The organism is Citrobacter sp. RHBSTW-00986 (assembly GCF_013783065.1).
Taxonomy (GTDB): domain Bacteria; phylum Pseudomonadota; class Gammaproteobacteria; order Enterobacterales; family Enterobacteriaceae; genus Citrobacter; species Citrobacter braakii.
In genome coordinates this window covers 3,093,797-3,105,814 of sequence record NZ_CP056200.1, presented here as the reverse complement: position 1 = coordinate 3,105,814, position 12,018 = coordinate 3,093,797, and the positions used below count along the sequence as shown (strand labels likewise).

General features: G+C 51.8%; 8 protein-coding genes. 4 read left to right on the top strand and 4 right to left on the bottom strand.

What is annotated here, in order from left to right; translation table 11 throughout:
• Positions 1-112 precede the first annotated feature (112 nt).
• The 3 genes from ldtD to HV345_RS15205 all read left to right on the top strand — a co-directional run bounded on the left by ldtD (position 113) and on the right by HV345_RS15205 (position 3,266).
• Positions 113-1,864 (top strand): L,D-transpeptidase, encoded by a 1,752-nt coding sequence (gene ldtD / locus HV345_RS15215; RefSeq protein WP_016152460.1) that lies wholly within the window; start codon positions 113-115, stop codon positions 1,862-1,864.
• A gap of 177 nt (positions 1,865-2,041) precedes the next feature.
• Entirely contained in the window at positions 2,042-2,590 is a 549-nt protein-coding gene (locus HV345_RS15210; protein ID WP_016152461.1) for a YcbK family protein, read from the top strand.
• A 28-nt stretch (positions 2,591-2,618) separates the two neighbouring features.
• Positions 2,619-3,266 (top strand): MBL fold metallo-hydrolase, encoded by a 648-nt coding sequence (locus HV345_RS15205; RefSeq protein ID WP_181635766.1) that lies wholly within the window; start codon positions 2,619-2,621, stop codon positions 3,264-3,266.
• A 54-nt stretch (positions 3,267-3,320) separates the two neighbouring features.
• Here HV345_RS15205 and aspC read toward each other — a convergent pair whose 3' ends face one another.
• From aspC to pncB, 4 genes are all read right to left on the bottom strand, one after another.
• Entirely contained in the window at positions 3,321-4,511 is a 1,191-nt protein-coding gene (gene aspC / locus HV345_RS15200; protein ID WP_016152462.1) for an aspartate transaminase, read from the bottom strand.
• 183 nt (positions 4,512-4,694) lie between these two features.
• Positions 4,695-5,771: a porin OmpF gene (ompF, locus tag HV345_RS15195; protein ID WP_016156126.1), complete on the bottom strand. Its 1,077-nt coding sequence runs from the start codon at positions 5,769-5,771 to the stop codon at positions 4,695-4,697.
• Positions 5,772-6,371: 600 nt separating this feature from the next.
• Complete coding sequence (gene asnS, locus HV345_RS15190; RefSeq protein ID WP_181635765.1) at positions 6,372-7,772, bottom strand: asparagine--tRNA ligase; 1,401 nt, start codon at positions 7,770-7,772, stop codon at positions 6,372-6,374.
• 165 nt (positions 7,773-7,937) lie between these two features.
• Entirely contained in the window at positions 7,938-9,140 is a 1,203-nt protein-coding gene (gene pncB, locus HV345_RS15185) for a nicotinate phosphoribosyltransferase (protein ID WP_016152465.1), read from the bottom strand.
• 265 nt (positions 9,141-9,405) lie between these two features.
• Between pncB and pepN the strand changes: the two genes are divergently transcribed.
• Entirely contained in the window at positions 9,406-12,018 is a 2,613-nt protein-coding gene (gene pepN / locus HV345_RS15180) for an aminopeptidase N (protein ID WP_181635764.1), read from the top strand.

Genomic DNA, 12,018 nt, shown 5'->3' with positions numbered 1-12,018 from the left:
GCTCGTCATACTTCAGCTTGTATTGGCGTTTTACAGGTTCGGCCCCGCCAAAATAAGGGGAAGACATACGGCCTGGCTACTCAAAGTATGATAAAAAAACAGGGGGCAAGGGATGTTGCTTAATAAAATGTGTGGTCGTCGGCTGTCGGCAATTAGTTTGTGCCTGGCCGTAACATTCGCTCCACTGTTCAATGCGCAGGCCGATGAGCCTGAAATGATCCCTGGCGATAGCTCAGCGACCGTCAGTGAACAGCCAACAGCGTTATCGCAGCCGCAGGCTCAATCTTCCGCGACGGCTATCATGGCAGGTATCCAACCGCTGCCCGAGGGCGTGTCAGTTGATAAAGCCCGCGCCGAATTACAATCTCAACTTCCTGCGGGCTTCACACCGGTTTATATGAGCCAACTGGAACTGCTGTATGCCGCACGCGAAATGAAACCGATGTGGGAAAATCGTGATGCGGTAAAAGCCTTTCAGCAACAGTTAGCTGAAGTGGCGATTGCCGGCTTTCAGCCGCAGTTCACCACCTGGGTCGCTTTACTGACTGACCCGGCAGTAACCGGTCAGGCGCGAGATATCGTGCTCTCAGATGCGATGATGGGGTATCTGCACTTTATTGCCAACATCCCCGTCAAAGGTAATCGCTGGCTCTATAGCGATAAGCCCTATGCGCTGACGACGCCGCCGATTTCCGTGATCAACCAATGGCAAGTCGCGCTGGATAACGGTCAACTGACTTCGTTTGTCGCCAGCCTGGCACCGCAACATCCGCAGTACGCAGCAATGCATGAATCGCTGCTCAAGCTGGTGGGCGATACGCGGCCCTGGCCGCAACTGACCAGTACCGCGACGCTGCGTCCAGGGGAGTGGAGTAAGGATATCCCTGCGCTGCGTGAAATTTTGCGCCGTACCGGGATGCTGGAGTCTGTTGTCAGTACGGCTGCCAAAGAAGGCCGTAGCGCTTACGATCGTGAACTTGTTGACGCGGTTAAGCGTTTTCAGACGTGGCAGGGGCTTGGGGCCGATGGCGCGATTGGCCCTGCCACGCGTGACTGGCTGAACGTGACGCCCGCTCAACGTGCGGGCGTACTGGCGTTAAATATTCAGCGCTTGCGCCTGCTGCCGGGTACGCTGTCTACCGGTATCATGGTGAATATTCCTGCCTACTCGCTGGTGTATTATCAAAACGGCAATCAGGTACTGGCCTCGCGCGTTATCGTCGGACGTCCCGATCGTAAAACGCCGATGATGAGCAGTGCGCTGAATAACGTGGTCGTTAACCCGCCGTGGAATGTGCCGCCGACGCTGGCCCGGAAGGATATTCTGCCTAAGGTTTGGAATGACCCGGGGTATCTTGAGCGTCACGGCTATACCGTAATGCGCGGCTGGAACAGCAAAGAGACGATAGATCCGTGGCAGGTTGACTGGGCCACCATCACCGCCTCCAATCTGCCGTTCCGCTTCCAGCAGGCTCCGGGAGCGCGTAACTCGCTCGGACGCTATAAATTCAATATGCCGAGTTCGGACGCTATTTATCTGCACGATACGCCGAACCACACTCTGTTCCAGAAGGATTCGCGGGCGTTAAGCTCCGGCTGCGTGCGCGTGAACAAGGCATCTGAGCTGGCGAATATGCTGCTACAGGATGCGGGGTGGAATGATACGCGCATCTCGGATGCCCTGAAGCAAGGGGACACAAGGTACGTGAATATTCGCCAGAATATCCCCGTCAACCTCTACTATCTGACCGCATTTGTTGGCCCGGATGGTCGCACGCAATATCGTACAGATATTTACAATTACGATCAGACAGCGCGATCCAGTGCACAAATTGTGTCAAAAGCTGAACAATTAATCAGATAAATGAAGCAGTTCGAGGAAAATAATTGTCGTAAGTTATGCTGGAAACGGGGCGAAATGGCTGCAAGCCCCGTATTTCCTGGGGTTGGGAGCCTTGACGTGGACTACTTAGCCAGATAAGGTTTCCCGCGTGCGCTAGAGCATACATACGATAACATTGACCTTGTAGACCTTAAAACCATGGACAAATTTGACGCTAATCGCCGCAAACTGCTGGCGCTTGGTGGTATTGCCCTCGGCGCTGCCATCCTGCCTACGCCTGCGTTTGCTACACTCTCTACCCCACGTCCGCGCATTTTGACTCTGAATAACCTGCATACCGGTGAGTCAATAAAAGCAGAGTTTTTTGATGGCAGGGGCTATATTCAGGACGAATTAGCTAAACTTAATCACTTTTTCCGTGATTTTCGTGCGAATAAAGTGAAATCCATCGATCCGGGATTGTTCGATCAACTCTTCCGTCTGCAGGGCCTGCTGGGCACGCGTAAACCCGTACAGCTTATTTCTGGTTACCGCTCTATTGATACCAATAATGAATTACGTGCGCACAGCCGCGGTGTGGCAAAGAAAAGCTACCACACGAAAGGGCAGGCCATGGATTTCCATATTGAAGGCATCGCATTAAGTAATATTCGCAAAGCTGCGTTATCTATGCGCGCAGGTGGTGTAGGATACTACCCACGCAGTAACTTTGTGCATATTGACACCGGACCGGCGCGTCATTGGTGATCCATAAGCTTAATGAAACAGGAGCCGTATGAACTATCGTATTATTCCGGTCACTGCATTCGCCCAGAACTGCTCGTTAATCTGGTGTGAGCAAACCCGTCTGGCTGCGCTGGTCGATCCCGGCGGCGATGCTGAGAAAATCAAACAGGAAGTCGATACCAGTGGCCTGACGCTAATGCAGATCCTGCTCACCCATGGTCATCTTGATCACGTAGGTGCGGCGGCTGAACTGGCACAGCATTATGGTGTACCGGTTATTGGTCCGGAAAAAGAAGATGAGTTCTGGTTACAAGGACTTCCTGCTCAGAGTCGCATGTTTGGCCTGGGCGATTGTGAGCCGCTGACGCCCGATCGCTGGTTGAATGAAGGCGACCGGGTAAGCGTGGGTAACGTGACGTTGCAGGTACTGCATTGCCCGGGCCACACGCCGGGACATGTGGTCTTCTTTGATGAACAATCAAAGCTACTGATTTCTGGTGACGTGATTTTCAAAGGCGGCGTAGGGCGCAGCGATTTTCCTCGCGGAGATCATAGTCAATTGATTGATTCGATTAAACGTAAACTGTTGCCGTTGGGCGATGACGTGACGTTTATTCCGGGTCACGGCCCACTTTCGACGTTGGGCAACGAACGGCTACATAATCCGTTCCTGCAGGATGAAATGCCTGTCTGGTAACACCGCAGATAAATGAAAAAGGCCGCTATTGCGGCCTTTTTAGTACGCGATAGATTACAGTACTGCGACAATCGCTTCGCACAGCGGCGCCATGTTATCTGGCGTCATTCCTGCTACGTTCACACGTCCGGAAGCGACGGCATAGACACCAAACTCTTCACGCAGACGCAGAACCTGCTCTTTGGTCAGGCCGCTGAATGAGAACATGCCGTTCTGTTTGATGATAAAGCTGAAGTCGCGATTCGCACCTTTCTCCTGCAGCGTATTCACAAACAGCAAACGCATGCGTTGGATGCGTTGACGCATATCAGTCAGTTCCTGCTCCCAGATAGCGCGCAGGGCATCGTTGCTCAGGATGGTTGCCACAACCGACGCACCGTGTGCTGGTGGGTTGGAATAGTTGGCACGAATGACGGACTTCATCTGGCTAAACGCGCGGTCGACGGTTTCAGCATCGGCTGCAACCAGCGTACAGGCGCCTACGCGCTCATTGTACAGACCAAAGTTCTTGGAGTAGGAGCTGGCGACGATCAGCTCTTTGTGCAGCGCAGCGAATGCGCGCAGACCTTCTGCATCTTCTTCCAGACCGCGGGCAAAGCCCTGGTATGCGAAGTCAAACAGCGGCAACCAACCTTTTTCGACAGAAAGCTGAGCCAGCGTTTGCCACTGCTCCAGCGTAGGATCGATACCGGTTGGGTTATGGCAGCAGCCGTGGAATAACACCACGTCGCCAGCCTGCGCTTCGCTGAGGCTTGCCAGCAGCGCATCAAAGTCTAATGAGTGGTTCGCGGCATCGTAATAGTTGTATTCACGAACTTCCAGACCGGCAGAGTTAAAGACGCTCTTATGGTTTGGCCAGCTTGGATTGCTCACCCATACGCGTTTAGCTGAGGTGTTTTTTGCCAGGAAATCAGCGGCCACACGCAGTGCGCCAGTGCCGCCAGGGGTCTGTGCTGTACGCGCACGTTTGTCGTTGATAAGCGAACTTTCTTTACCAAACAGTAATTCCTGAGTGCAGCGACCAAACTCTGGAATACCGTCGATGCCAAGGTAATTTTTGGTGGTTTCATTTTCCAGAATATATTGCTCGGCTTTTTTAACGCTGGTCAGTACCGGCGTTTTGCCTGTCTCATCTTTATATACACCGATCCCAAGGTTTATTTTTCCTGGGCGGTCATCGGCACGAAACAAATCAGCCAGACCCAAAATGGGGTCGGCAGGAGCGGCAGTAATGTTCTCAAACATGACGAGGTTCCATAGTGATTACAGAAGGGAAGTCCGCTATCAGGTTAACGGTAGATTTACAAAATGCCAACCGTTACTGACGAAAAGCCGAGGTGTTTTTTTAAGACGCAAGAATCCGCTAGCAGAGATAAAAAAACAGGACCGAAGTCCTGTTTTTTAGGCATTTAACAAAGAGGTCTGCTATTAGAACTGGTAAACGATACCCACTGCAACGGTGTCGTCAGAGCCTACGCCCAGTTTGTTGTCAGAATCGATCTGGTTGATGATGTAATCAACATAGGTGGACATGTTTTTGTTGAAGTAGTAAGTCGCACCCACTTCGAAGTAGTTCACCAGATCTACGTCGCCGATTCCTTCGATGTCCTTACCTTTAGATTTGGTATAGGCGAGGGACGGACGCAGGCCGAAGTCGAACTGGTACTGAGCAACCAACAGGACGTCTTCAGTTTTGTTAGCATAACCGTTAGCGATACGGGTTGCGTTACGGGTTTCGCTGTAGTTCGCCGCCAGGTAGATGTTGTTAGCATCGTATTTCAAGCCGGTCGCCCACTGCTCAGCTTTGTCGCCGTGGCCACGCAGAAGTGGGTTTTGCTGGGCATCGGTACGATCAGCCGCGCCATACGCACCTACGATACCAAAGCCTTCGAATTCGTAGCTAACAGAACCGCCAACGCCATCACCGTTAGAGCGACGAACGTCATCACGCTCGTTTTTGCCCAGGTACTGAACAGCGAAGTTCAGGCCTTCAACCAAACCGAAGAAGTTAGAGTTACGGTAAGTTGCGAGACCGCCGTTACGCTGGGAGAAGAACTGGTCGGAAGCAGCAGTGTCACCACCGAATTCTGGCAGCATATCGGTGTAACCCAGTGCATCGTAAACGACGCCGTAGTTACGACCGTAATCGAAGGAGCCTGCATCACCGAATTTCAGACCGGCAAACGCCAGACGGGTTTTGTTGCCATTCTGAGCATCATCACCGCCTTCAGAGTTATTGCCACTGAACTGGTATTCCCACTGGCCGTAACCGGTCAGTTGGTCGTTAATCTGAGTTTCCCCTTTGAAACCAAGACGGGCGTAAGTCTGATCGCCATTAGGTGCGTAGGCATTGTCACCGTTGTGCTTGGAAAAATAGTGCAGACCTACTGCTTTACCGTACAGGTCTACTTTGTTGCCATCTTTGTTATAGATTTCTGCAGCGTTAGCTGCCCCGGCTACCAGCAGAGCAGGGATAACCACTGCCAGAATATTGCGCTTCATCATTATTTATTACCCTCATCGGTTTTTATATGACACCTGCCACTGCCGCCAATAATTTCCGTCAATAAAAATTTACGGAACTATTGATGAGAGTTTGGTGTCTTTATGTGTCTGACAGGCATCTTTCCATTCAAACTATCGTTTCGCTACCGTAAAAGTGCTACAAATATAAAGATTTGGTTTCAAAAAGAAAAAGTGTGTAACAAAATGTTATTTTTGTGCAACTTTGTGAACAACTTCAAATTTCAGATGTCCGTGCGCTAAAAATCACCACTTCTATTTCTATTTATATGATTTTCTTATATTTAATTTAGATAAACTCCTTTTTTCTCTGTTCTGCCATAAAGTTCATGGTTTACAGATAGCTATTTCTGGACGTCTGGAATGCCGTGCAAATGGTCAGAAAATGTACTATTTAATCAGAAAATGCTAATCCACAATAAAAGTGCTGATTTTTTTTTGTTCAAATATGTTGCGGTGAAATATTACGTAACAGGAAGGGGGAAGGCGAAGGGTTGTGTTAAACGCGGGAGGGGGATCCCAAAACGTGAAGCGGTGACAAAAAAAGCCAGCAATGCTGGCTTTTGTATCAAAAATGCAGGGTTAGAACGTGGCGTTACGCGGGGTACGCGGGAACGGAATAACGTCACGGACGTTCTGCACGCCGGTAACGTAAGCGATCAAACGCTCAAAGCCCAAACCGAAGCCGGAATGTGGAACGGTACCGTAGCGACGCAGGTCGCGATACCACCAGTAATCTTCTTTGTTCAGACCCATTTCCAGCATACGGGCATCCAGGACGTCCAGACGCTCTTCACGCTGAGAACCACCGATGATTTCACCGATTCCTGGAGCCAGGACGTCCATTGCTGCAACGGTTTTACCGTCTTCGTTAAGGCGCATATAAAACGCTTTGATATCTTTCGGGTAGTTTTTAACGACGACCGGCGCTTTAAAGTGCTCTTCAGCAAGGTAACGTTCGTGCTCAGAAGACAGATCCACACCCCAGTAAACCGGGTTTTCGAACTGTTTGCCGCATTTTTCCAGAATGCTTACCGCGTCGGTGTAATCCACCTGCGCGAAGTCAGCCTCAATGAAACGTTCCAGGCGTGAAATCGCGTCTTTGTCGACACGTTCGGCGAAGAATTTCATATCATCCGCACGCTCAGCCAGTACGGCTTTGAACGCGTACTTCAGCATCGCTTCAGCCAGGCCTGCAACATCGTTCAGGTCGGCGAAAGCCACTTCCGGTTCCAGCATCCAGAACTCTGCCAGGTGACGACTGGTATTAGAGTTTTCTGCACGGAACGTCGGGCCAAAGGTATAAATTTTGGACAGAGCACAGGCGTAGGTTTCGCCGTTCAGCTGACCGGAAACGGTCAGGAAGGCTTCTTTACCAAAGAAGTCTTTGTCGAAATCGACTTTGCCCTGATCGTTACGCGGCAGGTTTTCCAGATCCAGCGTAGACACGCGGAACATTTCACCAGCACCCTCGGTGTCGGAGGCAGTGATCAGCGGCGTGGAGACCCAAAAGAAACCCTGCTCGTGGAAGAAACGATGCAGCGCTTGCGCCAGCGTATGACGTACACGCGCGACGGCACCAATCATGTTGGTACGTGGGCGCATGTGCGCCACTTCACGCAGATACTCAATGCTGTGACGCTTAGCCGCCATTGGATAGGTATCAGGATCTTCAACCCAGCCGACTACTTCAACCTCAGTGGCCTGAATTTCAAAGCTCTGTCCTTGTCCAGGAGATGCAACGACTTTACCCGTTACGATAACTGAACAACCCGTCGTCAGGCGCAGTACGTCCTGATTGTAATTGGGCAGAGAATTATTGATGACGGCCTGTACAGGATCAAAGCAGGAACCGTCATAAACGGCGAGGAAGGAGATGCCAGCTTTTGAATCTCGGCGGGTACGCACCCATCCGCGCACGGTGACTTCGCTGTCAACGGCTACGCGGCCCTGGAGTACGTCGGCTACAGGCACAACGCTCATAATATTCTCTCTGTTAATAGTCGGATATATAAACACATGTCCACCCGTAATGGGGGGATACCTATGTTACCTGGCATCTGCAATCAGACAAGCAGAATTCGTAGCTGGAGTGAAAGATTTCGGAAATTAGCGTGAAAAGGGAGCCAAACTGGCTCCCTGAAAGGTTTAACTGGCTTTTTTAATATGCGGCAAATCGAAGGCTTTGCGTAGCGCGCGCACGAACGCTTTATCGTGGCAGATGGTTTTACCCGGGCTATCAGATAACTTCGCCACAGGTTTGCCGTTACATTCCACCAGCTTGATTACAATATTGAGCGGCTTAACCTGGGGAATATCACAGGTTAAACGTGTGCCAATACCAAAACTCAACTGCACACGAGAAGAGAAGTGGCGGTAGAGCTCAATCGCTTTTTTCAAATCGAGGTTATCTGAAAACACCAGCGTTTTGCTCAGCGGATCAATGCCCAGTTTTTCATAATGGGCGATGGCTTTTTCACCCCATTCCACCGGGTCGCCTGAGTCATGGCGTAAACCCTGATAGCGGGTCGCAAACTCGACGCCAAAGTCGCGTAAAAACGCATCCATGGTGATGCAATCGGTCAGCGCAATGCCGAGTTGGTCAGGATATTCATTTAACCAGGCGGCCAGGGCAACGCGCTGGCTGGTGGCAAGCTCAGGGCTGATTTGCTGATGAGCCTGGAACCACTCATGCGCCTGCGTGCCCATTGGGGTTAATGACAGGCGGCGGGCCAGATCGTAGTTACTGGTGCCGACAAACCAGGGCTCTCGCTGCAGGCGTTTAACAATAGCCTGCTGTACTTCACGTGAAAAACGACGACGCGTACCGAAATCCATCAGATGGAAGCGGGACATATCGACATCTTTCGTTAAAGCAGAGAATTCTACTAGTTTGCTTTCCAGCTCATCGAGTGCCTGCGGGACGCCGGATTCGGGCGAACGGTAACGGTGTACCATCTCGCTGATAACCGCTAGCAGCGGGACTTCCCACATGATCACTTCACGCCACGGCCCGGTTAAGCGGATGTTCAGCTTACCGTTATCATTGGTGACGCAAACCTGTTCCGGGTTATAGCGGAAATCACGTAACCAGGTGAGGTAATCAGCTTTAAAGAAAGGCAGGCCGGAGAGCCACTGGTACTCGTCCTCCTGCAGTCGCAGGTGTTGCATAGCATTCACCTGCTCACGAATAGAATCGGCATAAATACCGAGCAGGTCATCGCCACGGCAACGAAATTCAGCCGCTACTTGTACATCATAGTAGTGGTGAAAAACGGCTTGCTGCATATGCAACTTATAAGCGTCTGTATCCAGCAGCGAGTGCAGAACAGGAGAAGCGAATTGTGTCATAGGTGCGCAGTAGCATCCTCTCACGGGAGCGTTTAGTACAATAAACAACTAAGAAAACCGCTGGAGTATACCTTGTTTAGCGATTTATTGAACCCCGATCACACCATAAGCTGTCTTTCTGGTCGAGGGCAATTCGTGCCGCGTGTTATAAAAATGTAGCAAAAAGGGTGTTTGTGCCTGAAAAGATGAACATTCTGCGTAGCGCGATTTACGCAACAGGAATAGACTGAAGACGAGACTCTACCAAAGATGCTAAAGGTTTTTTATGACACAACAGCCACAAGCCAAATACCGTCACGACTATCGTGCGCCGGATTACCAGATTACTGATATTGACTTGACCTTTGACCTGGATGCTGAAAAAACCGTGGTCACCGCCGTGAGCCAGGCTGTCCGTCATGGCGCGTCCGATGCGCCCCTGCGCCTGAATGGCGAAGATCTGACCCTGGTGTCGATCCACGTGAACGACGAGCCGTGGGCAGAGTATAAAGAAGAAGAGGGCGCTCTGGTCATCAGTCAACTGCCGGAACGTTTTACGCTGCGTATCGTGAATGAAATTAGCCCGGCGGCCAATACCGCGCTGGAAGGACTGTACAAGTCCGGCAACGCGCTGTGCACCCAGTGTGAAGCGGAAGGGTTCCGCCATATTACCTGGTATCTCGACAGGCCGGATGTCCTGGCGCGTTTTACCACCAAAATTATCGCCGATAAAACCCAATATCCGTTCCTGCTCTCCAACGGTAACCGCGTGGCGCAGGGGGAACTGGAAAATGGTCGTCACTGGGTACAGTGGCAGGATCCGTTCCCGAAACCGTGTTATCTGTTTGCGCTGGTAGCCGGTGATTTCGACGTCCTGCGCGACACCTTTACCACCCGTTCCGGGCGTGAAGTGGCGCTGGAACTGTACGTCGATCGCGGCAACCTGGACCGCGCGCCGTGGGCGATGACCTCGCTGAAAAACTCCATGAAATGGGATGAAGAGCGCTTTGGCCTCGAATATGACCTCGACATTTATATGATTGTCGCGGTCGATTTCTTCAACATGGGGGCGATGGAGAATAAAGGTCTGAACATCTTTAACTCCAAATATGTGCTGGCACGTACCGATACCGCCACCGACAAAGACTACCTCGATATTGAGCGCGTCATCGGTCACGAATATTTCCACAACTGGACCGGCAACCGCGTGACCTGTCGCGACTGGTTCCAGTTGAGCCTGAAAGAGGGATTAACCGTGTTCCGCGATCAGGAGTTCAGTTCCGATCTCGGCTCACGCGCGGTAAACCGGATCAGCAATGTGCGCACCATGCGCGGCCTGCAGTTTGCCGAAGATGCCAGCCCAATGGCGCATCCTATCCGTCCGGATATGGTCATTGAAATGAACAACTTCTATACCCTGACCGTGTACGAAAAGGGCGCTGAAGTTATTCGTATGATCCACACCCTGCTCGGTGAGGCTAACTTCCAGAAAGGGATGCAGTTGTACTTTGAGCGTCATGACGGCAGCGCTGCAACCTGTGATGATTTCGTGCAGGCGATGGAAGATGCGTCCAACGTCGATCTTTCGCATTTCCGCCGCTGGTACAGTCAGTCCGGTACGCCGATTCTGACCGTGCGTGATGACTACAATCCATCCACTGAGCAGTACACGCTGACTATCAGCCAGCGCACGCCGGCCACGCCGGATCAGGCCGAAAAACAGCCGCTGCATATTCCTTTCGCCCTCGAGTTGTATGACAACCAAGGGAAAGTGATCCCGCTGCAAAAAGGCGGGCACCCGGTGAATTCCGTACTCAATGTCACCCAGGCTGAGCAGACGTTTGTCTTCGATAACGTCTACTTCCAGCCGGTTCCGGCACTGCTGTGCGAATTCTCCGCACCGGTAAAACTGGAATACAAATGGAGCGATCAGCAACTGACCTTCCTGATGCGTCATGCGCGTAACGATTTCTCTCGTTGGGACGCGGCGCAAAGCTTGCTGGCGACCTATATTAAGCTCAACGTAGCCCGCCATCAGCAGGGACAGCCGCTGTCCCTGCCGGTACACGTGGCCGATGCATTCCGGGCGATTTTGCTGGATGAGAAAATCGATCCGGCACTGGCGGCAGAGATTCTGACGCTGCCTTCGGTGAATGAAATTGCTGAACTGTTCGACATCATCGATCCGGTGGCAATAACGGAAGTACGTGAAGCGTTAACTCGCACGCTGGCGGCAGAACTGGCGGATGAATTCCTCGCCATCTATAACGCTAATCATCTTGATGAGTACCGCGTTGAGCATGCCGATATTGGCAAGCGTACGCTACGTAATGCCTGCCTGCGTTTCCTGGCCTTTGGCGAAACCCATCTGGCCGACACGCTGGTCAGCAAGCAGTACCGTGAAGCAAACAATATGACCGATGCGCTGGCGGCGCTGTCCGCGGCAGTCGCGGCGCAACTGCCTTGCCGCGACACGCTAATGCAGGAGTATGACGATAAGTGGCATCATGACGGTCTGGTGATGGACAAATGGTTTATCCTGCAATCCACCAGCCCGGCGAGAAACGTGCTGGAAACGGTACGTGGCTTACTGAAGCACCGTTCCTTCAGTATGAGTAACCCGAACCGAATCCGGTCTCTGATTGGCGCCTTTGCGGGCAGCAACCCGGCGGCATTCCATGCGGAAGATGGCAGCGGCTATCAGTTCCTGGTCGACATGCTGACTGAACTCAATAGCCGTAACCCGCAGGTGGCGTCACGTCTGATTGAGCCGCTGATTCGCTTAAAACGGTATGATGCAAAACGTCAGACGCAGATGCGCGCGGCGCTGGAACAGCTGAAAGGTCTGGAGAATCTCTCCGGCGATCTGTTCGAGAAGGTAACCAAAGCGTTAGCCTGA

Coding starts and splice junctions, on each gene's coding strand:
- HV345_RS15205 (WP_181635766.1), top strand. CDS start 2,619: ATGAACTATCGTATTATTCCGGTCACTGCATTCGCCCAGAACTGCTCG.
- pepN (WP_181635764.1), top strand. CDS start 9,406: ATGACACAACAGCCACAAGCCAAATACCGTCACGACTATCGTGCGCCG.
- ompF (WP_016156126.1), bottom strand. CDS start 5,771: ATGATGAAGCGCAATATTCTGGCAGTGGTTATCCCTGCTCTGCTGGTA.
- aspC (WP_016152462.1), bottom strand. CDS start 4,511: ATGTTTGAGAACATTACTGCCGCTCCTGCCGACCCCATTTTGGGTCTG.
- pncB (WP_016152465.1), bottom strand. CDS start 9,140: ATGACACAATTCGCTTCTCCTGTTCTGCACTCGCTGCTGGATACAGAC.
- asnS (WP_181635765.1), bottom strand. CDS start 7,772: ATGAGCGTTGTGCCTGTAGCCGACGTACTCCAGGGCCGCGTAGCCGTT.
- HV345_RS15210 (WP_016152461.1), top strand. CDS start 2,042: ATGGACAAATTTGACGCTAATCGCCGCAAACTGCTGGCGCTTGGTGGT.
- ldtD (WP_016152460.1), top strand. CDS start 113: ATGTTGCTTAATAAAATGTGTGGTCGTCGGCTGTCGGCAATTAGTTTG.